Here is a 25,444-nt window from a genome sequence, read left to right on the forward strand (position 1 = left end):
CCAGTGTCAGATGACCGTGATTGAGGTCAAAGAAAACGGGGCTATCCGCACGAAAATGCTTTCGTGAGACAGCCCCTTTTTAGAATCCACCAATCATACTTTCTTGAACGTAAACGCGCCGTTCTCGTAGCTCATGTTCACAGTATCGCCTTCGCCGACGGTGCCGCTGATGATTTCCTTCGAGAGGGCCGTCTCGACCTTGTGCGAGAGCAGGCGGCGCAGCGGACGCGCGCCGAAGCTCGGATCGAAGCCCTGCTCGGCAAGCGCCGTGAGCGCGGCGTCGTCCCAGGTAAGAGTGATCTTCGTCTGGCGCTCCATGCGCTCGTTGAGTGCTTTGAGCAGGATGGCGGCGATGTCCTTGACCTGTTCCTTCGCGAGTGCCTTGAAGACGATGATGTCATCGACACGGTTGAGGAACTCAGGGCGGAAGTAGTCTTTGAGGATCCCCTTGACGGCGGCTTTGGCCTCCTCGTAATCCTTATTGAGGATTTCCTGCGAGCCGAGGTTGCTCGTCATGATGATGACAGTGTTCTTGAAGTTCACGACACGTCCCTTGCCGTCTGTGAGACGCCCGTCGTCGAGGATCTGGAGCAGGACGTTGAATACGTCACGGTGCGCTTTCTCGATCTCGTCGAGCAGGATGACGCTGTACGGACGGCGGCGCACGGCCTCGGTGAGCTGGCCACCCTCGTCGTAGCCGACGTATCCCGGAGGCGCGCCGATGAGGCGCGAGACGCTGTGCTTCTCCATGTACTCGGACATGTCGATGCGGATCATGCTGCGCTCGTCGTCAAAGAGCGCCTCCGCGAGCGTCTTGGCGAGCTCGGTCTTGCCGACGCCTGTGGGGCCGAGGAAGATGAACGAGCCGATGGGCCGGTTCGGATCTTTGATACCCGCACGCGCGCGCAGGATGGCGTCGCTGACGGCGCGCACGGCTTCATCCTGGCCTACGACGCGTTCGTGGAGAACCTGCGGCAGGTGCAGAAGCTTCTCGCGCTCGCCCGTGAGCATCTTCGTGACGGGGATGCCCGTCCAGCGCGAGACGACGCTCGCGATGTCCTCCTCGCCGACCTCTTCCTTGAGCAGGCGCTGATCTTTTGACTTCTTGTTGATCTCCGCCTCCTGCTCCTCGAGCTGCTTCTGGAGTGCCGGCAGTTTGCCGTACTTGAGCTCGGAGAGCTTGTTGAGGTCGTAGGCGCGCTCGGCTGCCTCCATCTCGCTGTTCACGCCGTCGATTTCCTTTTTGATAGCGCGTACGCGCAGGATGCCCTGCTTTTCCTTCTCCCAGGCGGACTTGAGCTCCGCCTCCTTGGTGGTAAGCTCGTTTTTCTCCTGCTGGAGCTTCGTGAGGCGTTCCTTCGAGGCCTCATCCGTCTCCTTCTTGAGCGCCTGTTCCTCGATGGTCAGCTGCATGAGCTTGCGGCGCACCTCGTCAAGCGGCGCCGGCATGGACTCGATCTCCGTGCGCAGCTTGGCCGCGGCCTCATCGACGAGGTCGATGGCCTTGTCCGGCAGGAAACGATCGGAGATGTAGCGGTCAGAGAGCGTCGCCGCCGCGACAAGCGCCGCATCGCGGATGCGCACGCCGTGATGGACCTCATAGCGCTCCTTGAGGCCGCGCAGGATGGAGATGGTATCCTCGACGCTCGGCTGGTCGACCATGACCGGCTGGAAGCGGCGCTCGAGCGCGGCGTCCTTCTCGATGTACTTGCGATACTCATTGAGCGTCGTCGCACCAATGCAGCGCAGCTCGCCGCGCGCGAGCATCGGCTTCAAAAGATTGCCCGCGTCCATCGAGCCCTCTGCGGCTCCGGCGCCGACGACGGTGTGCACCTCGTCGATGAAGAGGAGGATCTGCCCGTCGGATTTCACGATCTCATTGAGCACGGCCTTCAACCGTTCCTCGAACTCGCCGCGGAATTTCGCGCCCGCGACGAGCGAGCCCATGTCGAGCGAGTAGAGCGTCTTGTTCTTCAGCGACTCCGGCACATCGCCCGCGACGATGCGGCGGGCAAGGCCTTCGACGATGGCCGTCTTGCCGACGCCCGGCTCGCCGATGAGCACCGGGTTGTTCTTCGTGCGCCGCGAGAGGATCTCGATCGTGCGACGGATCTCCTCATCACGGCCGATGACCGGATCGAGCTTGCCCGCCCGCGCGGCCGCCGTGAGGTCGCGGCCGTATTTCTCGAGCGACTTGTAGCCCTCCTCCGGATTTTCGCTCGTGACGTTCTGCTTGCGGTTCTTCTTAATCGAGCTCTGGATGTTGCTCTTCGTGAGTTTGAAATCGCGGCAGATGGACTGCACATCCTCGCTGCCGTCCGTCACGAGCGCGAGCAGGAGATGCTCGGTGCTCACATAGTCGTCCTTCATGATTTTCGCGTATTCCTGCGCCTTCGCGAGCACGCGCACCATGTCCATGCCCATCGTGAGGCGATCCTGCCCCTTGACGCTCGGAATCTTCGCGAGCTCCTGCTCGAGACGCGAGCGGAGCATGCCGAGATCGACGCCGCAGTCGTCAAAAATCGTCTGCAGCAGACCCTCCGGCTCCTTCGCGAGCGCGAGCAACGCGTGGAGCGACGTGATCTCCTGGTGATAGCGCAGGGCCGCCGTCTGCTGCGCGGCTTGCAGCGCGGCCAGCGTCTTTGCCGTATATTTTTCTTCTCCCATCATAAATCCCTCCTGAGCAGAAGTTGTTTTCTTTTGTCTTTCTGAACCTTATTATACTCGTAAAAGTCAAAATGTCAAACATTATTTTGATTTTTTGACTTTTAGGAGAAAAATTCTTGCTATCCTCCGACGAAATCTGCCATCCAGCATCGCGAAAGCGCAGATGCCCGCTGCGCTGCGCACCTATTTCACGCAGCGAAGTGAGGCGTGCAACCCACGCGCAGCAGGAGCGTCAGCAACAGCCGCGGCCGCCGCCTCATTTTCTCTTTGTACGAGCAAGAGCACCGGTTGCTTCCTCTTCCGCCGCAGCAGATCTTCCATGTGCAGCTCCCGTAGGCAAGCGGCCAGATAGCCGCCGCGCCGCGCCCTGCGGATGCGCGCCTCGAGGAGATCTGCCGCCGCTTTTTCCAAGGACAGCAGCCCGCTCTCAGAGCGTGCCTCCAGCAAAGCATCCGCCAGGTGATAGCGCCGAAGAAGCTTCTCCGCGTACCCATGGAAATACGCCTCCCGCAAGCGCTCCATGAAGCGCACGCGCGCTGCATGGATGACGCTCTCCAGCCGCTCATTGAACTGCTTCTGCCCCATGTGCCACACTCCTCTTTCTGCTACGAGCCACTTTTTCCGTCCGATTGTACACACCCACATCTCTTTTTTCTATTCGACGTCCAGCCGATAAAACCCTTGTTTCCACGTAATATGACATCCGCTGGAATCTATGCTAGAATGAAGTAAACTATTGATAGGGGGAATTTTCTTGCAGAAGCATTCCGCTGCTGCCGCCATCCTCGCGGCAGCTCTGACCATGAACACCCTGCCGGCCTTTGCCGCGCCGGCGGAAAATACGGCGGCAGAGTCCGCTGCCATCCTCTCGGAGACGACGAGAACGACAACAGACGCGGCAACCGCAACAAAAACAGCAAAAGCGTCTGCTACAGCAAAGGGAGCCACGGCACAGCCTGCCGCCAAGGAATCGCCCACTGCCGCCACACCTGCCGCAGCGGACACCCCTGCCGCAGCGGAGCCGAATCCGCTCATCCCTTATACTTCCTACGATGAGATGTACTCTGTCCTCGGTTTCCGCCCGCTCATCCTGCCCAAGAGTTCCGGCTATGAACTCACGGATGCTTTCGTCATCGACGGGGAAACGAGCGATATGCGCTATACCTCTCGCTACGGCTTGCCGGAGCAGCGCGCGACGTTCTCCGTACGTACGACGCGGAAGGCGAATATCAAGGGCCGCGATGCCGCGACGATAGCCACCGCACTCTCCGGCATATATTCCGTTTCCTGGCTGCCCTATACGCAGGACGGCATGCCGCTGCTCCTCGCCGAGATCAGCCCCACGGAATTTGCGGCTTGCTGGACGCAGGGCGACTATGTTTTCTCCTGTGACGGCCAGGGCATCAACCGCTGGGATTTCCTCTACAACGTCGCGAGCAATCTCCTTGACCTCACAGCGCATTATTATAGCGACAACTGACGGTTGCTCGATATCATATCAAAAGGCATCAGAGCCCCCCCTACTGTGGGAGTTCCCTGATGCCTTTTTCGTATCGTTCCGATCCGCTGCTCAGTTCTTCGGGAAGAACTCGTCATGGATCGCGTTCACAGCCTCCTTGAGCTCCGAGCCCTTGACGAGGCAACTGATGCTGATCTCCGACGTGCTGATGATGTCGATGTTGATGCCCGCGCGCGAGAGGGCGCCGAACATGCGCGCCGCCGTGCCCGGATTGCCGAGCATGCCTGCGCCGACGATGGAGACCTTCGCCACATCCTCCTCGACGAGAACGGCGATGGCGTTGAGCTTGTCCGCCACCTTGTCGACGACCTGCTTCGCTTGATTGAGGTCGTCAGACGCCACCGTGAAGACCATGTCCGTGACGTTCTTCTCAATGTTGCGGATGCTCTGCACGATCATGTCGACGTCGATGCTGGCCGCAGCGAGCGCCGAGAAAATCTCATGCGCGATGCCCGGCGTGTTCGGGATGCCGAGCACGGCAATCTTTGCCACCTTGTCGTCATGAGCTACGCCGCGAATCACAAAATCTTTATCTTCCATCGTATAATCCTCCCTAATGATCGTTCCGGGTTTCGTCGTAAAGGTCGAGCGCACATGGATGGGGATGTGGAAATACTCGCCCATCTCCACCGAGCGCGGCTGCATGACGCCGGCGCCGAGGCGCGCCATCTCGAGCATTTCGTTGTAGGTGATCTCCTTCATCTTGCGCGCACCCTTCACGATGCGCGGGTCGGCGCTATAGATGCCGTCGACGTCGGTGAAGATCTCGCAGCTGTCCGCCTTGAGCGCGCCCGCGAGCGCGACGGCCGACGTATCGCTACCGCCGCGTCCGAGCGTCACGGGATCACGCTTCTCGTCCGCGCCCTGGAAACCAGCGACGACAACGATGTTGCCCTTGTCGAGCTCCTCCTGCACGCGCTCCGGCGTGATATCGACGATGCGCCCCTTCGTGTGGACGGAGTTCGTCTGCATGCCCGCCATCGGACCCGTGAGCGAAATGGCCGGCTGGCCGAGCGTCTTGAACGCCATCGCGAGGAGGGCGATGGAGACCTGCTCGCCCGTTGTGAGCAGCATGTCCATCTCGCGCGTATACTGGTACGGATCCTTGTTGATGCCCTGCGCGAGCTTGATGAGGTCGTCCGTCGTGTCGCCCATCGCGGACACGACCATGACGATCTGGTCGCCCGGCTGCTTTTCCTTGAGCACCCGCTTGGCAACATTCATGATTTTTTCCGTGGTGGCAACAGAGCTGCCACCGAATTTCTTGACAATAAGCGCCATGATTCTCCCCCTACAATATCCATCTAAGGAACCGCTGATTAAATGAAGTGCTCCGGATTTACGTGGATGCGCTGTATCTCTCTAGGAGACAAACCGCAGGCATAGCCGAAGCTACGCTGAGGATTTGTCGACGACGAGAGGACAGCACAGACGCGTGAAGACGGAGTGCTGAATTAATCAGTGGTTCCTTAAGGCCTCGGCGAACCGATACCCTGATTCACAACCAATTACGGCCTATTATACAAAAAAATCCACCATCTGTCTACATATATAGAGAAATTTGTGTAAACTTATCAACGGTTGATATACACCCTTGTGCGCAACACGCAAACATCGTCAAGAAGTGCCATCTGCCCGCATACAAGTTCCCCCGCCAACGGAACGCATTGGCACGCGGTGGGTGTCAGCTATGACGCTGCCGTACGCAGCAGACATCCTGAACGCACAAGCGTACAGCCATCATGACATGCCCGCTTCGGCCCCACATCCCGGACATGCCATGTTCGCGCTTGCAACGAAAAGAGCTGCCAACGGTGCGATGCGATGCGCGCCGTTGGCAGCTCCTGCGAGATACGATATTTACTTCAGCATCGCGAGCATCGTGCCGGCTGCGACAGCCGTGCCGATGACGCCAGCGACGTTCGGGCCCATGGCATGCATGAGCAGGTAGTTGCCCGGCTTTGCCTTCATGCCGACGACCTGGCTCACGCGCGCCGCCATCGGGACAGCCGAGACACCGGCCGAGCCGATGAGCGGGTTGACCTTCCAGCCCGTCGCGCGGCACATGATCTTGCCAAAGATCACGCCGCCCGCCGTGCCGAAGATGAACGCGACGAGACCGAGGAAGATGATGAGCAGCGTCTGCGGCACGAGGAAGCTCTCCGCGCTCATCGTCATGCCCGTGCCCGTAGCAAGGAAGATCGTGACGATGTTGCAGAGGGAATTCTGCGCCGTGTCAGAGAGGCGATCCATGACGCCCGACTCGCGGAAGAGATTGCCGAGCATGAGCATGCCGAGCAGCGAGGCGATTGGCGGCAGCAGCAGGCTGATGAGGATGGCCGAGACGATGGGGAAGCAGATGCGCTCGAACTTCGTGACCGTGCGCATCTGTTCCATGACGACCTCGCGCTCCTTCTGCGTCGTGAGGAGCTTCATGACCGGCGGCTGGATGAGCGGCACGAGCGACATGTAGGAATACGCGGCAACCGCGATGGCGCCGAGGAGATGCGGCGCCATCTGGATGGAGAGGTAGATGGCCGTCGGGCCGTCCGCGCCGCCGATGATGCCGATGGCGCCTGCCTCCTTCTCCGTGAAACCGAGCATCATCGCGCCGACGAGCGAGACGAAGACGCCGATCTGCGCCGCCGCGCCCAGCAGCAACGTCGATGGACGGGCGATGAGCGGGCCGAAGTCCGTCATCGCGCCGATGCCGAGGAAGATGAGCGGCGGGAAGATCTCGTTCGCGATGCCGTAGTGGATCGCGAGCATGAGACCTGGATCCTCGAGGAATCCCGTGCGCGGGAAGTTCGCGAGGATGCAGCCGAAGGCAATCGGGCCGAGCAGCAGTGGCTCATACTCCTTGGCAATCGCCAGGTAGAGCAGCACGAGGCCGACGAGGATCATGATGGCGTTGCCCATCGTGAACGCCGAGAAGCCGCTGTCCGCCCAGACGGCCTGCAGCGAAATGACAAAAGCATTGATGATTTCCATGGTGGTTCCTCCCCTCCTGTCTTATTCGAGCGTCCGCTGTACGCCGAAGCTCCGGCCGGCGTTCTTCCAGCCGTCACGCTCGATGGGGCGCACGGCGCGGATGGCCGCCGGCCCGTAGCCATAGCTCGCGAGCGCGGCGGCGATGACAGCGATGACCTCAGGCGATACGCCGTCCGCGGACACAGGCTCGGGAGCGGGCGCCGCAGGTGTCGGCGCTGGCGCCGGTGCCTCCTTCTGGGGAGCCGCCTTCTCCTTGGTCGGGTCAATCGCGTGAATCAGGTTGATGACCAAACCCAAGGCGATGAGGACGATGAAGACAACCGTCATGTTGATCAGCATGATGACAAAGGGATTCGTCGTTACTGGCTCTGACATACACTCACCTCATTATAGTATTGATAGGAACGTTTTGTACATCATTATATATTATTGTTTATACAATTTGAAATATTTTCTTTGTATCTGAACTATTACCATAGGTTATTGTTCAAAAATAGATAACATCATGTTATCACGCCAGTGCCTCTGCCGCCTTTGCGAGATAGAGCGCGCGGAAAGCGGGATACTCACCGAGGCCGTGCATACTCACGCGCACGGAAAACCCCGCCGTGCGGAGGCGCGACGCCCAGGAGTCCGGCTGCTCGCCCGCGAGATCCTGGCGCACATGGCGGCCGCCCGTCAGGAGGAGCGGCGCGAGCAGTACCTCCGATGCCGCCGACGCGCGCAGGCGCGCGAGTACATCGTCGAAGCGCGGCGTGTCCGACGGCTCGAGCACGCCGACATGGATGGGCAGCCCCTCGCTGTCGATATGCGCCTGCAGCGCGTCGTAGACGGGGTTGTGGCGGTGCGGCGAACCATGCCCCATGAGCACGAGCTGCTCGCCCGGCCGTACATGGAGATCCATGAGCAGCGCCGTGAGCACGCGCGGATCGTCCTCCGCGCCCGCGAGCACCGGCGCCGCGAGGCGCAGATCCGCGAGGCGGTCGCGGTACGCCTCGTAGGGCGCGCGGATTTTCGCCTCGTACTCCTCGCCCGCTGTCAGATGCGTGGGCAGGATGAGCGCGCGCGTGTAGGCGTCCTGCACGAGGCGCTCTAGTACATCAGGGAGCGCGGGAATCTCGCGCCCCTCCTGCGCGCGGATCTTCTTGCGCAGGAATGCCGAGGTATACGCCTCCAGCACGTCGTAGTCCTTGAACTTCGCACGCAGGTCGAGCGCGATGCAGTCGATGGTCCGTGCGCGCTCCGCGGCGTCAGCGACGCCGAAGCTCGTGAGCACGATGGCCTGCCGCATCAGCCCTGCTCCTTTTTCACGACATCGGCGATGCGATGGCAGATGGTATCGAGCTGTGCCTGATCCGGTCCCTCCGCCATGACGCGGATGAGCGGCTCCGTGCCGGACGGGCGCACGAGGATGCGGCCGTCGCTGCCGAGCTCCTGCTCGCCCGCGGCGATTGCCGCCTTGATGGCCTCGTTCTCCTCCCAGCCGTCCTTCGTCGCGACCTTGACGTTGACGAGCAGCTGCGGATACGTCGTCATGAGGTTCGTGAGATCAGACGCCTTGCGGCCGCTGCGCTTGAGCGAAGAGAGCACCTGGAGCGCCGTGATGGGGCCGTCGCCCGTCGTGCTGAAATCCGTGAAGATGATATGGCCGGACTGCTCGCCGCCGATCTTGTAGCCGTTCTTGAGCATATTCTCGAGCACATAGCGGTCGCCGACCTGCGTGACCTCCGCACGGCCGCCCGCCGCCTTGATGGCTTTATGGAAGCCGATGTTCGCCATGACCGTCGTCACGACCGTATTGTAGGGCAGCGTGCCCTTCTTGATCATATCCTGCGCGCACATCACGAGGATATGATCGCCGTCGATGACCTGTCCCTTCTCGTCGACGCAGAGGCAGCGGTCGGCGTCGCCGTCGTGTGCGATGCCGAAATCCGCGTGGTTCTCGAGCACGGCGCGCTGCAGCGACTCGAGATGCGTCGAGCCGCAGTGATCGTTGATGTTGACGCCGTTCGGCAGCGCGTGGATGACCTTGACCTTCGCGCCGAGCTCGCGCAGCACGCGCGGCATGACCTCGTAGGCGGCACCGTTCGCGCAGTCGAGTACGACGCTCATCCCGTCGAAACGCTCCTTGCAGGTGGAGAGTACGAACTCGATATACTGGTTCAAAAGATCCGTGCGGTATTCGATATGGCCAATCTTGTCGCCCGAGGGACGCGCGAGGTTGTCATCCTGCTCGAGCTGATGCACGATGGCCTCGAGTTCATCCTCGACCGCGTCGGGCAGCTTGTAGCCGTCGCCGCCGAAGAACTTGATGCCGTTGTCGTGGAATGGATTGTGCGAGGCGGAGATCACGATGCCCGCCTTCGCCTTGTGACGGCGGGCGAGATACGCGATAGCCGGCGTCGGAATCACCCCCGCGAGCATTGCGCGGCCGCCGGCGGAGCAGATGCCGGCCGTGAGCGCCGAGGCGAACATCTCACCGGAAATGCGCGTATCGCGGCCGATGAGGATGAGCGGCTGCTCGTCCGACTCGCGTCCGAAATACAGCGTCGCCGCCCGGCCGAGACGGTACGCCATCTCCGGCAGCAGGGTCACATTCGCCTCTCCACGGACGCCGTCCGTGCCAAAAAGTCTTGCCATGAAAATATCCTCCTAAATCTCAAAAATGCAAAAGCTGGGGAGCCCGCTCCCCTTGCCGCCACGCATCACCCGGCGGCCCTGTTCAAGCGCAGGCATCCGCCTGCCCCGTACCAGGCGCCTCGGCGCAGCACAGCATCAGACCTCCAGATAAGCGAGCGCCGCTTTCATGCCGTCGACGGCCGCACTCATGATGCCACCCGCGTAGCCCGCCCCCTCCCCGATGGGATAGATGCCGGGCGTCCGCTCGGCGAGGAACGTCTGCCGGTCGCGGCGGATCCGCACTGGCGCTGACGAGCGCGTCTCGATGCCCGTCATCGGCACATCCGGCGCGGCAAAGCCGGGGATGCGGCGGTCGAACTGCGGCAGCGCGTGCGCGAGCGTCGCACAGACGGCAGGCGGCAGGCAGTCCGCGAGCCGCGCCGTCCGCACGCCCGGCGCGTAGGAGGGCGGCACGAGGAAATCACTGCTCCCCGCGCGCCCCGCGAGGAAATCGCCGACCGACTGCACGGGCGCAAAATAATCCCCGCCGCCCGCCGCGAACGCGCGCGCCTCATAGTCGCGCTGGAACGCGACGCCCGCGAGCACGCCGGGACCGAAATCCTCAGGCGTCACCTGCACGAGCAACGCGGCGTTCGCGACACCGGAGTCGCGGCGGTAGTTGCTCATGCCGTTCGTCACGAGCCGACCCGCCTCCGAGGCCGCCGCGACGACCTGTCCGCCCGGACACATGCAGAACGAGTACGCGCCGCGCCCCGTCTCACGATCCTGATACGTCAGCGCGTAGTCCGCGACCGGCAATCGCGGCTGGCCGGCATCCGCGCCGTACTGCGCCCGGTCGATGAAGTCCTGCGGATGCTCGATGCGCACGCCCACAGCGAACGCCTTCGCCTCCATCGCGAGCCCGCGCGCATAGAGCATCTCATACGTATCGCGCGCCGAATGGCCGATGCCGAAAAATGCTGCATCCGCCGCGACGCGCTCCTCTCCCGCAACGATGAGCGCGGCGAGCCGTCCGCCCGCGAGCTCCACATCCGTGACCTGCGCGCCGAAGCGCACCTCGCCGCCAAGGCGGCGGATCTCCTCACGCAGGTTCTTTACGACCGTGCGCAAAAGATCCGTACCGATGTGCGGCTTATGCAGGTAAAGGATCTCCTGCGGCGCGCCCGCCGCAACGAATGCCTCGAGCACATCGCGCATGTGCGGATCGCTGATGCGCGTCGTGAGCTTGCCGTCGGAGAACGTCCCCGCGCCGCCCTCGCCGAACTGCACATTCGAGGTGGGCGAAAAGGCGCCGCCGTGCCAGAACGACAAAATATCGCGATGACGCGTATCGACATCCTGACCGCGCTCCAGGACGAGCGGCGCCTGTCCCGCGCGCGCGAGCGTGAGTGCCGCGAACATCCCCGCGGGACCAAATCCCACGACAACGGGACGCCGTTCTCCCTTCCCGAGCGGCCGCTCTAGGATGGGCGGCCGCGGCTGCGGCTGCCGCCGCTCCACCTTGCGGTCGCGCCGCAGCCGCGCGAGCACCGCCCGCTCCTGCCTGACTGCTACATCGAGCACGTAGACAAAGAGGAGCGGCGCGCCATGATAGCGCCGCGCGTCGACGGCCTTGCGCACGATGGCGACGGAGACGATCTCCTCCGCGCGCACGCCGAGCCTCTGCGCCGCCAACTGCGCGAGCGGCGTCTCATCGTCAAACGGCACCGAAAAATCTTTAATCCGAAGCAACAAGCTCCCCCTTTCCGATTGAAAACGCCATCACTTCACGACCAAAATACGAAACTACAGACTTAGCCTACTCTAAATCAAGAGAAAAGTCAATCCAGAGCAAGCGCTCGCCGCATACAGCAACGGGGCCGCCGCGTATGCGACAGCCCCGCAAAAACACAGATGAGACGCTCCCGCGCCACAGCCGTTACCAGCTGCAAGCCGCTTTATTTCGCCGCCGCGACCTTCGCCGCGTGGCGTTTCTCCGACCAGCCGCGGAACACGATCCAGAGCGGGCTCGCGATGAAGATGGACGAATAGCAGCCGACGCCGAAGCCGACGAGCAGCGCGAACGCAAAGTCCTTCGTCGTCTCGCCGCCGAAGAAATAGAGCGCGAACGTCGTGAAGAGCACAGTGAACACCGTGTAGAGCGAACGCGTGAGGGTCTGGTAAACGCTCGTGTTGACGAGCGCGTTCACGTCGCCATTCCTGCGGAAATGCAGGCGCAGGTTCTCGCGGATGCGGTCGAAGATGACGATGGTATCGTTGATCGAGTAACCGACGATGGTCAGAAGCGCCGCGATGAACGAGGAGTCGATCTGCCGCTGCGTGAGCGAGAAGACCGAGAGCACGATGAGGATATCGTGGATGAGCGCGAGCACAGCCGCCACACCGAACTTCCACTCGAAACGATAGGCGACGTAGAGGATGATGAGCGCCCAGGAGATGACGAGCGCCTCGAGCGCGTTCGTGATGAGCTCGCCGCCGATGGTCGCGCCGACCTTCTCCTCACGCAGCACCGTATAGTCGCCGACGTCCTGCTTGAGTGTCGCCATGACTTCCTTGCGCTGTTCCTCCTCGAGATCCGTCGTGCGGATCATCACGTCCTCCGAGGAAGTGACATCCGACTGCGCGCCGGAGAGCTGAATGGTGCTGCCGTCGAGGCCGTACTTCGCGAGACTCGTGCGCACCTCGGCGATCGTGACCGGCTGCGCGAACTTGAGGTCGATGATCGTGCCGCCCGTGAAGTCGATACCGAAATTGAAGCCCCGCACGAACATGCAGATGATACCGGGAATGATGATGAGCGCGGAAATAAGGAACCAGATTTTCCGATGGCCCGCAAGATCGAATTTAGGCATTCTTCTTCAAATCCTCCTTTTTCCAAAGCATGAAGCCCGTCGCGCCGTAGGCGGCAGGATTGCTGAAGAGCTTCGAGGCAATCATCAGCTTCAGCATGTACTGCGTGAGCGTGATGGCCGTGAACATCGAGAGCAGCGTGCCGAGGCCGAGCGTGATGGCGAAGCCGCGGATCGTGCCCGTGCCGAGGAAGAAGAGCACGCCCGCCGCGATGAGCGTCGTGACATTCGAGTCGAAGATCGTCGTGAACGCGCGCTTGAAGCCAGAATCCATCGAGAGCCGCAGCGTCTTGCCCTGGATCTGGTACTCCTCCTTGAAATGCTCGAAAATCAGCACGTTCGCATCGACCGCCATGCCGATGGAAAGGATGATACCCGCGACGCCCGGCAGCGTCAATGTCGCATCGAGGACGTAGAGCAGCGCGAGCAGCATGATCGTATAGGCCATGAGCGCGACGTCTGCGATGAAGCCGGAGACGCGGTAAAAGAGCAGCATGAAGAGCAGCACGGCGCCGATGCCGACGGCAAACGCGAACTCCGATTTATCCTTGGAGTCCTGGCCGAGGGACGGGCCGACCGTGCGCGTCTCGATGATGTTGACCTTCACGGGCAGCGCGCCGCTCCGGAGGACGACCGCGAGATTCTGCGCCTCCTCGAGCGACTTCTGGCCGGAGATCTCCGCCTTGCCGCCGAGGATTGGCTCGCGCACGTTCGGCGCTGTGAGCACCTCGCCGTCGAGCAGGATGGCAATCGTGCGGCCGACGTTCTTCGAGGTGAGATCCGCGAACTTCTTCGCACCCTCATCCGTGAACTCGAGGTTGACGACGTTCTGTCCATTCTGCTGGTTCGTCGCCGCCTGCGCGTCTTTGAGGTCGGTACCTGTGAGCACCGTGTTGCCGTCCTCGTCTTTGAACTCGAGCATCGCCGTCTTGCCGATGGTCTTGATGGCGGCATCCGGATCCTTGACACCCGGCAGTTCGATGATGACGCGGCGCTCGCCCTCGCGCTGGATGATTGGCTCGGTGAGGCCGAGCGCGTTGACGCGCTTCTCCATGATGGTGACGACGCGGTTCATCGCGTCGTCATTGACCTTCGCGATATCCGTATCCTCGGCCTCGAGCACGACATGCGTGCCGCCCTGCAGGTCGAGGCCCTGGCGAATGGAGTTCGCCAACGGACGGACGAAAGCGAGGAAAATGCCGACAATCGCCACGACACAGACGATGAGCTTCAGGAGACTGTCTTTTCTCAACTGATTCAATCCTTTCTCATGGAGCGCAGCAGCGCTCCTATTTATTTATGAATGAAGGAATCACCGACCACGCCAGCGCTCCCCTTCTATGATGCCAAAACAATATAGTCAACAGGCTGTCAGTGTGCCGGCTCTGTCGCGGACGCATCCTGCTGCGTTTTCAAGAACGCGATGACCTTCTCCCGCACGGCGTCTGCGTCGAGCGCGTCCGTCTGAATATAGAGGTCCGCGTGCGCGCGGGCATCGGCGAGCCGCTTGTGCTGGACGGCGAGCCGATCCTCGCCCCAATAGACAAGGCGGCGCTTGTGGATGGCCGGGAGCGTCGCGTCGATCATCACGAGCACGTCGGGATGGTGCTTGTTCCAGAAATCATGGATGCAGGAATGCTCCTGCGCCACATTGTAGGCGTCGTAGCCCGCCGCCCGCAGCCCCGCTACGAGCGTCGTCTTTCCCGACGCGCAGACACCGACGATTGCAATCCGCATACTGCCATACCTCCCAAAGAGCCCGCACGAGCCCCTCAAAACGGATAAACGGCCTTGAGCTCCTCGATCTTCGCACCCGGGGAATCCTCCGTAATGCCGAGCACGACGACCGTCATATCATCCGACGCCTTCTCCTTGTCGAGGAAGAGCGCGTACTCCATGATGCTGCGCGCTATGTAGTCCACATCCTCCGCCGTGTTCTTGCGGATGATTTCCATGATTTTCTCAAAGTCCGCATCATGTCCCGTATGCTTCCGGCCCGCATGCGCGATGCCGTCTGTATACGAGACGACGAGCATGCCCGGCGTGAAGGGCACCTCGTACATGCGCGGCTTCATGTGTCGGTGCACGCCGATGGGCGCGACCTCGTCGTCGTAGACGCTCTCGTACTCCGGCGTCACGACGATAGTCGGACAGTTGGAGTTGCGACTGATGACGACCGTCTCCGACTCGAGATCCGCGCTGATGACCGTGAGCGTGCAGGAGACCTTGCGATCCTTCATCGCGTAGAGATAGTCGTGCACAGCGCGCGCGACAGCGCCGTCGCGCGCGCCGTCGCCGATGAGCTGCGTCGCCTTCGTGACGACCCAGCTGCTCGTATGATGTGCCGCGAGGCCATTGCCCTGCCCGTCCGCGATGATGGCGGAGATGCCGCCGTGCGGACGCTCCGCGAGATCGCAGGTATCACCGCAGTACTCATTGGCATACTTGGCGGTCTTCGCCATGCCAATCTTGATTTCCATAGACTCTCACCGTTTCTTCCTGCAAACCAGATGACGCGACTCCGTGATGATCTCCGCCACGTCGATGTCATGTGCCGCCATCGGCACCTCAGCGGTGAGGAGCGCGTCGAACGCAAGCGCGATGCGGTACGCGCCGCGCGCCCGCGCGCCGAGATAGCGGTCATAGTAGCCACCGCCGAGCCCGAGGCGCGCCCCCTCCGCGGTGAACGCCGCCCCCGGCACGATGGCGAGGTCGATCTCCTCCGGCGCGACAGCGCGGCGCAGATGCTCCGGCACATTGCGGATGCCATAGGCGCCGCGCTCGAGCACCGCGAGCGATGGAAGCTCTACGGCCTCCATCGTGCCGCGCCCCGTGATCCAGGGGATGGCGACGCGCTTGCCGTCTGCAAGAGCGTGCGCGAGCAGTCCGTCGAGCTGCACCTCCTCCGGCATCGACGCATAGGCGAATACCGTCCGCGCCGCCTGGTACCGCGGCAGCGCGCAAAGCGTCCCGCACATGGCGCGGCTCGCCGCCTCCCGCTCCGCCTCCGGGATGGTGCGTCGACGGCGCGTCATCTCCGTGCGCAGGCGGCGCTTGGCCGCGAGCAGCAATTCTTCATTCATTGTTCTGCATCCTTCGTGACTTTGCCGTTGATGGCCGCGCGCGCGAACGTGATCTTCGTCCCCGGCGCGACCTCAAGCGTCGCCGTCTTCTTGTCAAGCGCCGTGATCTTCCCGTAGATGCCGCCGATCGTGACGACCTCGACGCCGATCTCGAGGCTGTCGAGCAGCGCTTTGCGCTTCGCGGCCTGCTTCTTCTGCGGACGATACAGCATGAAATAGAAGAGCGCGACCATCACCGCGATCATCAGAACTGTGCTCTGGACTTCCTGTGTCATAAGATACCCCTTTCTGCTTTGGGCGCCCCAACACATGGGCACCCCGCAAGCCTTCTTGTCAGATTGCCTGCTTCCTGTGCGGATCGTAGCCTGCGAGGAACTCGCTGCGGAAGCTCTCGAACCGTCCCTCGATGATGGCGGCGCGCATGCGGCGCACGAACTCCTCGAGGAAATACAGGTTGTGCAGCGAGAGCAGCCGCAGGCCGAAAATCTCGCCCGCCCGCACGAGGTGGCGGATGTAGGCGCGCGTATAGCCGTTGCGGCACGCGTAGCAGCCGCAGCCCTCCTCGATGACCCGATGATCATGCTCGAGGTTTGCATTCTTCATCACGAGGCGGCCCGTCCACGTCATCGCCATGCCGTTGCGCGCGACGCGCGTCGGATAGACGCAGTCGAACATATCGATGCCGCGCGCAACGCCCTCGACGAGATGATCCGGCGTGCCGACGCCCATGAGGTACCGAGGCTTATACTCCGGCAGCAGCGACGTCGAGTAAGAAAGCATCTCGTACATGAGCTCCGGCGGCTCGCCGACGGAGAGTCCGCCGACCGCGTAGCCCGGCAGATCCATCTCCACGAGCCGCGCGGCGTGCCAGCGGCGCAGATCCTTGTACATGCCGCCCTGCACGATGCCGAAAAGCCCCTGCTGCGGCGCCGTCATCGCGCGCTGGCACCGCTCCGCCCAGCGCTGCGTGCGCTCCGTCGAGCGCTTCGCGTACTCGTAGTCCGCGGGATACGGCACACACTCATCGAACGCCATGACGATATCCGAGCCGAGGCACATCTGCACCTGCATCGACACCTCTGGCGAGAGGAACTTCTTCGAACCGTCGATATGCGAGCGGAACGTCACGCCCTCCTCCGTGATCTTGCGCAGATCGCCGAGGCTGAACACCTGGAACCCGCCGCTGTCCGTGAGAATCGCACGATCCCAGTGCATGAACTTGTGCAGACCGCCCGCCTCGCGGATGAGCTCCATGCCCGGCCGCAGGAACAGATGATACGTATTCGAGAGAATGATGCCCGCGCCGAGATCCTTGAGCTCGTCCGGCGAGACGCCCTTCACCGACGCCTGCGTGCCGACTGGCATGAAGATTGGCGTCTCGAAGCTACCGTGCGGCGTATGGATGATTCCCGCCCGCGCCCCCGTGCGCTCGTCCTTCGCTATGAGTTCATAAGTAATTGCTGGAGCCAAAAAACGACCTCCTAATCTATGAAGATACACAATGCTTATCATAGCACATTTTTAAAGGAAAGAAAAGAATTGACCGTCCGTTGCAGTGATTCCTTAAGGAATCGCTGATTAAATGAAGTCCTCCGGATTTACGCGGATGAGCTGTATCTCTCTAGGAGACAACCCGGAGACGTCGCGAGCTACACTGAAGATTATAGGGCGACGAGAGGACAGCGCAGACGCGTGAAGATGAAGTGCTGAATGAATCAATACTTCCTTAAAACTCTATGCCACGCTGCGCCTTGATGCCAGCTTGATACGGGTGCTTCACGAGGCGCATCTCCGTCACGAGATCTGCGCGGGCGATGATTTCTGGCGCGGCATCTCGTCCTGTGAGCACGAGATGGAGTGCGGCGGGACGCGCTTTCAGCAGGTCAATCACATCTTCCACGCGCAGCAGGCCGAATTTCACGGCATAGTTGATCTCGTCGAGCACGATGAGGTCATAGCGGCCGCTCACGATGGCCGCGTGCGCATCGGCAAGCGCTTCCTTTGCCGCGCGGCGGTGTTCCTCTGGTGGCACATGACCGCGCATGGTGAAGCCCCTGCCGCACGACCGCATTTCCATGCGCCCGTCTGCCGCCGCGAGCGCCGCGAAGCCCTTGCGCTCTCCATAGTCGCCGCCGCTCTTGATGAATTGCAGCACGAGGACGCGCAGCCCATCTCCCCAGGCGCGCAGCGCGAGCCCGAGCGCGGCCGTCGTCTTGCCCTTGCCGTCTCCCGTATGGACGATCACGAGCCCATGTACATCATTTCCGCTTTTTTTCTCCCTCTCCATTGGAAAATCCTCCTCCAGACCGCTGAGACAAGAAGCGCACCGGTATCACGCATCTACGCGAATTCAGAGTGCTGAATTAAACAGTGGTTCCTTAAGGAGACGCTGATTAAATGAGGTGCTCCGGATTTACGTGGATGCGCTGTACTCTTCGGAGACAAACCGCTGGCGTAGCCGAAGCTACGCTGAGGTTTGTCGACGACGAGAGGACAGTGCAGACGCGTGAAGACGGAGCGCCGAATTAAACAGTGGTTCCTTAAGCACTGCATTTTATGATATACTAGGATTATATCATAAAATGCAGGAGCCGAAATCGTTGAAAAAGTTCTTTGTCTTCTTACTGCTCATCGCAGGGCTCTGCCTCGTGAGCATCTTCGCCATAGAAAAAAGTGACCCCCTCGGCCTGCGCGGCCAGGCACTCCGTGCCTCCTTCCATGAAGAAGTCCAGGGACGCCTGCGCCTCACCTGGAAAAAATCTCCCTACCCGTGCCGTTATCGCATCGACACCTATACTAAGACGACGGGCCGCGTAGACGGCTCTCCTGAGTATCACCTACTCCATACGGAAACAACCTTTACAAACAGCTATGTCGTACCGACAGGTGCCATTCCGATGTATTACCGCGTGACGCCCATCGGACTCTTCGGAGCGCTCGTCGCGCCCTCGGAGCCTATCGCGAACCCAGATTACACGACGCCGCCCGTGCCCGTGACGATCTCTCACTACACGCCGAGCGCTCCTGCAAGCTCCATGCCATTCCTGCTCTGGCACACGGTTCCCGGCGCCGTCTGCTACGAGGTCGAACTCCTCTCCGAACCGCCGCAGACGGAGGGCGGCATCGCCCTATCGCCAAACGGCCACCTCGAAAGTACGCGCGAAGTCTTCACGAACGGCTGGCAGGCCGACCTGCGGAAATACCAGCAATTCACACAGCTCTACTGGCGCGTACGTGCGCTCGGCCTGCATCTCGAGCCCATCGGAGAATTCTCGAAGGCAGAGCCGCTGACCATCGATTGGGCGCTCACGCCGCCAGATGCACCGCTGCTCAACGAGTATGACCGCATGCCGGATTTCTCTATGCCGCTCTACCCCGTCTACAGCTGGATTCCACTGCACGGCATCACGCATTACGAGGTAGAACTCCTCACACAGCCGCCCGCTGACGAGCATGGCACGGAGCCATCGCCGCAGTGCGCCTGGCACCGCGAGGTGCACAGCGCAGCGAACTGCTACGACGAATACGCGCGTCCCTACGCCGGCGACTATTACTGGCGCGTGCGCGCACTCGGCCCTGACGGAAAGACCATCGGCCATTACTCCGACACGGCGCATTTCGTCATGCCGGAGCGCACGCACGTCCGTGTCGCGCTCTTCGGCGACAGCATCACGCACGGCGGGGGAGCCGTCTCCTACCCGCCCTCGGCGCTCGAGTACAGCTATGCGACATACCTCGACTTCCCCGCGGTCAACATCGGGCGCAGCGGCGACACGAGTCGCATGACGCTCGCGCGCTTCGAACAAGATGTCCTGCCGCTGCGACCGCAGAACCTTATCATCCTCACCGGTTCGAATAGCCTGCGCGACCCCGGCATCAAGGCCGACGACGTCATAAAGGATCTCGCGCGCATCAAGGCGCTCTGCGAGGCGAACGACATCCGGCCCGTCTTCCTCACGCTCATGCCCATCCATCCGGCGAACATCCGCTACGCGTTCCATACGGAAACCGATCCGCTCTGGCACGACAAGCTCAACCATATCAACGGCTACATCAAAGCGCAGCCCTACCATATCGACCTCGAACCGTATTTCTACGACCAGCGTCAGATGTACCTCGATCCCGGGCTCTCCATCGATGGTCTCCATCCTGATATCTTAGGAAAGATGCTCATGGGCGAAATCATCAATGCGCACAAGGACGTCCTGGAATGACAGCGGACGCAGCTGCTCTTTTTACAAAAAACACCCTTCCCGCGTGCCACGACACATGTTGCAGCACGCGGGAAGGGTGTTTTCACTTTCGCGCTCAGCCCACGAGACGCTCTGCCCGCTCGTCCGCCTCGCGCATACGCAGTGCAAAAGACGCCGTCACACGGAACTCGACGCGCGCGACCTCTCCGCCCTCGAATGCCTCGACGAATGCGCGATCACCAAACGCATGCGCAATCTCAGCCGGACTCGCCGCGAGATGTTCCTCTGCGAGATAGCGGACGAGCACCTTGTAATCTGCAGGCTCTGCCTTTGCCGCCTCACCTTCCGGCGTATAGACGAGCAACGACGGCTCTGCCTTGGTGCCCGTGAATACAAGGATGCGGTCAGCACCAACGCCCTGACGGCGATCAGCCAACAGGCGGACGCCTGCCGTCCCCGGCAGGTAGCTCCCCTCCGCGCTTGCATTCAGCACCAGATACTCTTTCCCGTCCACCGTATAACTCATCACCATCATCATATCGGACGCCTCCCTTTCATTTCATGGGTTCATTATACCAAGCACTTTACGCCATAAAAACAATAATCCTGCTGTATTGATTGCAAAAAATGCTCACAGATTCTATAATAGACACGAATAACGCCAGGGGAAGTCCAACGTCTGGATACATCCAGATAATTCTTCCCTGTCAAGCAATCATCTGCCAGCGGCATCTCGGCAGTCGCTTCTCGCGTGCCGATGCCGCCAAGCAAGGAGCAGCCATGGATACTTACGAAAAAAAGGGGTACCTGCTACGCGACTTTCGCGTCTTCCGCCTGAAGGACGCTCGCCTCGCTCCTATCCCTTTCCACTATCACGATTTTCATAAAATCATCCTCTTCCTCAGCGGCAATGCTGAATATATCATCGAAGGGCGCAGCTATCCTCTCGCCGCCCGCGACATCATCTTCGTCTCCGCTGGCGAAATCCATCGCCCCGTACTCCACGCAGGCGCTCCCTATGAGCGCATCGTCATCTACGTCGCACCTGCCTTCCTCGCGCGCTGCACGCGCGGGCAAGACAACCTCGCCACCTGCTTCCGCAGGGCACGGGAGACCTCGCGCGTCATGCATGCGGGCACGGGGCTCAGCCACGACCTCCTGTTCCACATGGAGAAGCTCGAGCATACAGCGCACGCGAAGGGATTTGCCAACGGCCTCTACACGGAGATTCTCTTCATCGAGTTCATGATCCTTCTCAACCGCGCCCTGCTCGCGCACGAGCTCGGAGAGCTGCACGCCTCCTCTTACGATGAGAAAATCCAGTATATCCTCTCCTATATCAACGAGCACCTAGACGCCGATCTCTCCATCGACACGCTCGCCGGCAAAATCTACCTCAGCAAGTATTACCTCATGCGCAAGTTCAAGCGAGAGACGGGTTACAGTATCCACCAATATATCACGAGCAAGCGCCTGCTTGCTGCGCGCCATCTGCTTGCTGGCAAAGAGTCTGTCACAGACATCTGCTACAGTTGCGGCTTCCGCGACTACTCTACTTTCTCCCGTGCCTTCCGCTCGATGTTCCACATGACGCCGAAAGAATGGCGTGAAAAGATGCTTTAACTTGCCCCATTGCTTTCTTTACGAAAGATTTACATTCCGTTTACAAATCTGCGGTCTCAGCGGCGTATCCTTTATCTTATGGCCATCCGGCAGGATTTTCCTTTTCCGTGGCGAAATGGTCATAAAGAACATAAGAAAGGATTGGATGGCATGGCTGCGAAAAATCTTTTCGGCGTCATCTACATGTCGACCGCCAAACTCGAGATGCTCATCGTGAGCCTAAAACCGCTGCACGTCGTGGAGCACATGGCTTCGGCAAAGTTCGTGCAGCGCATGGACAAGTCAAAAATCTACCAAAACGAGCTGGGGAAGATCATCTTCTCCCTCCAGGGGTTTCAGCAGGTGCTCAAAGACTACGGCGTGAAACGCTACCACTTCTGGGCCAGTCAGCAGCTCATCGACGATGTCACGGCGCGCTATCTCGCCGAGCAAATCGAGGTGCGCACAGGACTCGCGGTGACCTGGCTGAGCACGAGCCAGATCAACTTTCTGCGCGCGACGGCGCTCATGGGCGGCACGAAGCTCTTCCACAAGATTGCGGAGCGTTCGACGTATCTGCTCTCCATCGGTTCGGTCGCCGCGACGCTCTCGCATTTCGACCACGGCCAATTCGTCCACGCCTGGAACATCGGTCTAGGGTATCTCGAAATCGACCAACTGACGAATGACCTCCGCCATGCCGCGACCGATGTCAGCGGCATCATCAGCGACTACATCAGCTCGAAGCTGCAGGCGCTGCGCCACCGCCTGGAGGCAGAAGGGCGGGAGGCGAACCTGATTCTCCAGGATTTCTCCCATTTCAACGATATGCTGCTGCAGCCTGGCGAGGACATCGCGCCGATGACGCAGCAGCAGTTCCAGGCCATCGAGCAGGACAACCTGCACGCGTCGCAGGAGTATCTGCGCCACCATTTCAAAATGGATGAGACAGCGGCCTCGCGCGTGATTCCCTCTCTGCTGATAATCCGCCAGATCATCTCCATGACGCATGCGGGCCACCTCTATCTGACGCGCCTCAACATCCTGAACGGTCTCGCGCTGCACCAGGCGGCGAAGGACGGTTTCCTCAAGACAGACTTCGACGGCATCATCCGCACGGTGGCGGAGAACCGTGCGCGGCGCTATCAGTCGGACGACGCGCACCGCGCCATCACATTGAAACTCGCGCTACACCTCTACGACCAGCTCAGGAAGCTGCACCGCCTCGGGCAACGTGAGCGCCTGCTGCTCGAAATCGGCGTGCGGCTCGAAGATCTGGGGAATTTCATCCAGGCGCACGGGCACTACCGCCACTCCGCCTACATCATCGAGGCGAATCCCGTCATCGGCCTCTCAGACGATGAGAACGAAATCATCGCGGAGATTGCGCGCTATCACAGCGCTGAAGCGCCCGAGGTCCGCCAGCACCATTACAGCCACCTCGGCGCAGATATCCAGATGACAGTCGCCAAGCTCGTCGCCATCGTGCGACTGGCCGACGCGATGGACGACTCCCGCCAGCAGAAAATCAAGAGCATCAGCGTCTCCGTCCGCGAGGACGCTGTCACCATCACGGCCCACTCTATGGAGAACCTCGCGCTCGAGGAATGGGCCTTCCAGCGCAAGGCAAAGCTGTTCCGCGAGGTCTACGGCATCCCCGCCGTGCTCAAGCAGAGGAGGAGTCTCAAGAAATGAGCGAGATAAAGAAAAAATACACGAAGCCCGAATATTATACGAACCGCGAGCTGAGCTGGCTGGATTTCAACGCCCGCGTGCTCGAAGAGGCCCGGAATACCGGCAACCCGCTGCTCGAGCGCCTGAACTTCCTCGGCATCACGCAGAGCAACGTCGACGAGTTCTTCATGGTGCGCGTCGCCTCGCTCTACAAGCTCGCCGCCGGCGGCGTGCAGTCCGTGGACAGCTCGGGCATGACGGCTGCGGCGCAGATCCGCGCCATCTCGAAGTGCGAGCATGAGGCCGTGGCCGAGCGCTACAACATTTACAACAAATCCCTGCTGCCAGAACTAGAACGCGAGGGCATCCACATCCGCCGCATCAAGGAACTGACAGACCGGCAGTACGACGTCCTCCGCCGCTTCTACGACGACGAGATCTATCCCGTACTCACACCGATGGCGGATGATTCCTCGCGTCCCTTCCCCTTCCTGAAAAACGACTCGCTGAACATCGCGGTACAGCTCGTCGATGACACCACGCAGGACAAGAAATTCGCGACCGTGCGCGTGCCGGATGTCTTCCCCCGCTTCATCCCGCTCACGGAGGAGGAAAATGCCTTCATCCTCGCGGAGGACGTCATCCGCGAGTTCCTCCACACGCTGTTCCACGGCTTCACGATTGAGAGTGCCTCTGCCTACCGCGTGACGCGCGATATGGATCTCGACGTGGCGGATCAGGACGCGCCCGACCTCCTGCGCGCCGTGCAGACGCAGCTGCGCGCCCGCGAGCATGGCTCCGTCATGCGCCTCGAGGTCGAGGCGGGCATGGAGCCAGAGCTCTGCGATCACCTCATCGAACGGCTCGGCGTCGACGAGAACGCCATCTACCACATCCACGGCCCGATCGACCTGACCTTCCTCAAGAAGCTGCCGGGGACCATCGATGGCCATGACGCGCTGCGCTACCAGCCGTTCGAGAGCTACAAGCATCCCGACCTCACGATGGACGGCAACATCTTCGAGCACATCCGCGCGCAGGACTACCTCATGCAGCACCCCTACGACTCGTTCAGCTCCGTCGTGAACTTCATCCACCAGGCAGCCACCGACCCGGACGTCCTCGCGATTAAAATGACGCTCTACCGCGTCTCCTCCGGCTCCCCCATTATCAAGTATCTCGGGCAGGCCGCGCAGGCCGGCAAGCAGGTCACAGTCCTCGTCGAGGTCAAGGCGCGCTTCGACGAGCAGAACAACGTGCGCTGGTCGCGCCAGCTCGAGAAGATGGGCTGTCATGTCATCTACGGCCTCGTCGGCCTCAAGACGCACTCCAAGATCGCGCTCGTCATCCGCCGCGACGAGGACGGCATCCGCCGCTACCTGCATCTCGGTACGGGCAACTACAACGATGTCACCGCGCATTTCTACACGGACATGGGGCTTTTCACCTCGGACCGCGACCTCGGCGTCGACGCCTCGAACCTCTTCAATATGCTCTCCGGCTACTCGCGGCCGCCGTATTTCCACAAGCTCCACATCTCGCCGCGCTACATCCGCAAGTTCATCTACGAAAAGGTCGACGCGGAGATCGAAGCCGCCAAAGCGGGTCGGCCAGCCCTCATCAAGATGAAGATGAACTCTCTCTCCGACCCGGATGTCATCGCCAAGCTCTACGAGGCCTCGGCCGCGGGCGTCAAGATCCAGCTCATCGTGCGCGGCATCTGCTGCCTGCGCACGGGCATCCCGGGCGTCAGCGACAATATCGAGGTGCATTCCATCGTCGGGCGGTTTCTCGAGCACAGCCGCATCTACTATTTCTATCATGACGGCAACGAGGACGTCTACCTCGCGTCCGCCGACATGATGACGCGCAACCTCGACCGCCGCGTCGAGCTCCTGTTCCCCGTGGAGCAGGAGGATCTGCATCAGCGCACCATGCGGATCTTCGAGATCATGTGGGCGGACAACGTACAGGCGCGCCTGCTCGTCTGCGACCGCTTCACGCACATCAACCGCCGCAACCAGGAGCCGCTGAGCAGTCAGGACCGCTTCATCGACCAGGCCGCCCGGCAGATTGAAAAGCAGAAAGCCGCCCGCCGCGAGGCCAAGGAAACCCCGGGCGTCTTCACGCCCATGCAGCGCCACGAAGAAACCATCGAATCCCCCAGCCGCTGAGCCGCCCGGCGCACAGACGCAGCCACCAGGACGGACGAGCGGCAATACCATA

At 61.1% G+C, this 25,444-nt stretch carries 22 protein-coding genes; 5 read left to right on the forward strand and 17 right to left on the reverse strand.

The genetic code is table 11. The features are described 5' to 3' along the window. Positions 1 to 93: 93 nt before the first annotated feature. Together clpB and F599_RS0106125 are read right to left on the reverse strand one after the other, a co-directional pair. Complete coding sequence (gene clpB, locus F599_RS0106120) at positions 94 to 2,667, reverse strand: ATP-dependent chaperone ClpB (RefSeq protein ID WP_019542640.1); 2,574 nt, start codon at positions 2,665 to 2,667, stop codon at positions 94 to 96. Between the two features lie 183 nt (positions 2,668 to 2,850). Further along, positions 2,851 to 3,252: a hypothetical protein gene (locus F599_RS0106125; RefSeq protein ID WP_019542641.1), complete on the reverse strand. Its 402-nt coding sequence runs from the start codon at positions 3,250 to 3,252 to the stop codon at positions 2,851 to 2,853. 169 nt (positions 3,253 to 3,421) lie between these two features. On the opposite strand from F599_RS0106125, the gene F599_RS13730 reads away from it, so the two are divergent. Continuing rightward, a complete protein-coding gene (locus F599_RS13730) occupies positions 3,422 to 4,147 on the forward strand; it encodes a hypothetical protein (RefSeq protein ID WP_019542642.1) in 726 nt (241 codons plus the stop codon). A 90-nt stretch (positions 4,148 to 4,237) separates the two neighbouring features. Here F599_RS13730 and F599_RS0106135 read toward each other — a convergent pair whose 3' ends face one another. From F599_RS0106135 to cobO, 14 genes are all read right to left on the reverse strand, one after another. Further along, positions 4,238 to 5,467: an aspartate kinase gene (locus F599_RS0106135; protein WP_019542643.1), complete on the reverse strand. Its 1,230-nt coding sequence runs from the start codon at positions 5,465 to 5,467 to the stop codon at positions 4,238 to 4,240. Between the two features lie 579 nt (positions 5,468 to 6,046). Then, entirely contained in the window at positions 6,047 to 7,177 is a 1,131-nt protein-coding gene (locus F599_RS0106140; protein WP_019542644.1) for a sodium ion-translocating decarboxylase subunit beta, read from the reverse strand. Positions 7,178 to 7,198: 21 nt separating this feature from the next. After that, positions 7,199 to 7,552 (reverse strand): OadG family protein, encoded by a 354-nt coding sequence (locus F599_RS0106145; protein WP_019542645.1) that lies wholly within the window; start codon positions 7,550 to 7,552, stop codon positions 7,199 to 7,201. A 136-nt stretch (positions 7,553 to 7,688) separates the two neighbouring features. Further along, positions 7,689 to 8,468: a sirohydrochlorin cobaltochelatase gene (locus tag F599_RS0106150; protein ID WP_019542646.1), complete on the reverse strand. Its 780-nt coding sequence runs from the start codon at positions 8,466 to 8,468 to the stop codon at positions 7,689 to 7,691. After that, positions 8,468 to 9,817 (reverse strand): phosphoglucosamine mutase, encoded by a 1,350-nt coding sequence (gene glmM, locus F599_RS0106155; RefSeq protein WP_019542647.1) that lies wholly within the window; start codon positions 9,815 to 9,817, stop codon positions 8,468 to 8,470. The genes F599_RS0106150 and glmM overlap by 1 nt, the downstream gene beginning before the upstream one ends. A gap of 135 nt (positions 9,818 to 9,952) precedes the next feature. After that, entirely contained in the window at positions 9,953 to 11,548 is a 1,596-nt protein-coding gene (locus F599_RS0106160; protein WP_019542648.1) for an NAD(P)/FAD-dependent oxidoreductase, read from the reverse strand. A gap of 206 nt (positions 11,549 to 11,754) precedes the next feature. Continuing rightward, positions 11,755 to 12,669, reverse strand: a complete 915-nt coding sequence (gene secF, locus F599_RS0106165) for a protein translocase subunit SecF (protein ID WP_019542649.1) — start codon at positions 12,667 to 12,669, stop codon at positions 11,755 to 11,757. Further along, the gene (secD, locus tag F599_RS0106170) at positions 12,662 to 13,900 is read right to left on the reverse strand and encodes a protein translocase subunit SecD (RefSeq protein ID WP_173430939.1); all 1,239 of its coding nucleotides are present in this window, start codon (positions 13,898 to 13,900) and stop codon (positions 12,662 to 12,664) included. Before secD ends, secF begins: the two co-directional genes overlap by 8 nt. Positions 13,901 to 14,037: 137 nt before the next feature. Beyond that, positions 14,038 to 14,403: a hypothetical protein gene (locus F599_RS0106175; protein WP_019542651.1), complete on the reverse strand. Its 366-nt coding sequence runs from the start codon at positions 14,401 to 14,403 to the stop codon at positions 14,038 to 14,040. A gap of 35 nt (positions 14,404 to 14,438) precedes the next feature. Next, positions 14,439 to 15,146, reverse strand: a complete 708-nt coding sequence (locus F599_RS0106180) for a PP2C family protein-serine/threonine phosphatase (RefSeq protein WP_019542652.1) — start codon at positions 15,144 to 15,146, stop codon at positions 14,439 to 14,441. A 6-nt stretch (positions 15,147 to 15,152) separates the two neighbouring features. Beyond that, the gene (locus tag F599_RS0106185; RefSeq protein WP_019542653.1) at positions 15,153 to 15,749 is read right to left on the reverse strand and encodes a 5-formyltetrahydrofolate cyclo-ligase; all 597 of its coding nucleotides are present in this window, start codon (positions 15,747 to 15,749) and stop codon (positions 15,153 to 15,155) included. Then, complete coding sequence (gene yajC, locus F599_RS0106190; protein WP_020700521.1) at positions 15,746 to 16,024, reverse strand: preprotein translocase subunit YajC; 279 nt, start codon at positions 16,022 to 16,024, stop codon at positions 15,746 to 15,748. Before yajC ends, F599_RS0106185 begins: the two co-directional genes overlap by 4 nt. Before the next feature lie 58 nt (positions 16,025 to 16,082). Further along, on the reverse strand, positions 16,083 to 17,219 hold the full coding sequence (gene tgt / locus F599_RS0106195) for a tRNA guanosine(34) transglycosylase Tgt (RefSeq protein WP_019542655.1): 1,137 nt from the start codon (positions 17,217 to 17,219) through the stop codon (positions 16,083 to 16,085). A gap of 256 nt (positions 17,220 to 17,475) precedes the next feature. Then, a complete protein-coding gene (gene cobO, locus F599_RS0106200; protein WP_019542656.1) occupies positions 17,476 to 18,036 on the reverse strand; it encodes a cob(I)yrinic acid a,c-diamide adenosyltransferase in 561 nt (186 codons plus the stop codon). A gap of 313 nt (positions 18,037 to 18,349) precedes the next feature. Between cobO and F599_RS0106205 the strand changes: the two genes are divergently transcribed. Then, positions 18,350 to 19,963 (forward strand): SGNH/GDSL hydrolase family protein, encoded by a 1,614-nt coding sequence (locus F599_RS0106205; RefSeq protein ID WP_020700522.1) that lies wholly within the window; start codon positions 18,350 to 18,352, stop codon positions 19,961 to 19,963. Between the two features lie 94 nt (positions 19,964 to 20,057). Here the strand turns inward: F599_RS0106205 and F599_RS14780 are convergent, their stop codons facing one another. Then, positions 20,058 to 20,480: a hypothetical protein gene (locus F599_RS14780; protein WP_019542658.1), complete on the reverse strand. Its 423-nt coding sequence runs from the start codon at positions 20,478 to 20,480 to the stop codon at positions 20,058 to 20,060. Positions 20,481 to 20,722: 242 nt separating this feature from the next. On the opposite strand from F599_RS14780, the gene F599_RS0106215 reads away from it, so the two are divergent. The 3 genes from F599_RS0106215 (at position 20,723) to F599_RS0106225 (ending at position 25,392) form a co-directional block, all read left to right on the forward strand. Continuing rightward, positions 20,723 to 21,565, forward strand: a complete 843-nt coding sequence (locus F599_RS0106215) for an AraC family transcriptional regulator (protein ID WP_019542659.1) — start codon at positions 20,723 to 20,725, stop codon at positions 21,563 to 21,565. Positions 21,566 to 21,715: 150 nt separating this feature from the next. After that, on the forward strand, positions 21,716 to 23,239 hold the full coding sequence (locus F599_RS0106220) for a hypothetical protein (RefSeq protein WP_019542660.1): 1,524 nt from the start codon (positions 21,716 to 21,718) through the stop codon (positions 23,237 to 23,239). After that, positions 23,236 to 25,392, forward strand: a complete 2,157-nt coding sequence (locus F599_RS0106225) for an RNA degradosome polyphosphate kinase (protein ID WP_019542661.1) — start codon at positions 23,236 to 23,238, stop codon at positions 25,390 to 25,392. The genes F599_RS0106220 and F599_RS0106225 overlap by 4 nt, the downstream gene beginning before the upstream one ends. Positions 25,393 to 25,444: the final 52 nt, after the last annotated feature.

Origin of the sequence: Selenomonas bovis DSM 23594 (genome assembly GCF_000381005.1) — a bacterium.
In the GTDB taxonomy this organism is placed as follows: Bacteria; Bacillota; Negativicutes; order Selenomonadales; family Selenomonadaceae; genus Selenomonas_C; species Selenomonas_C bovis.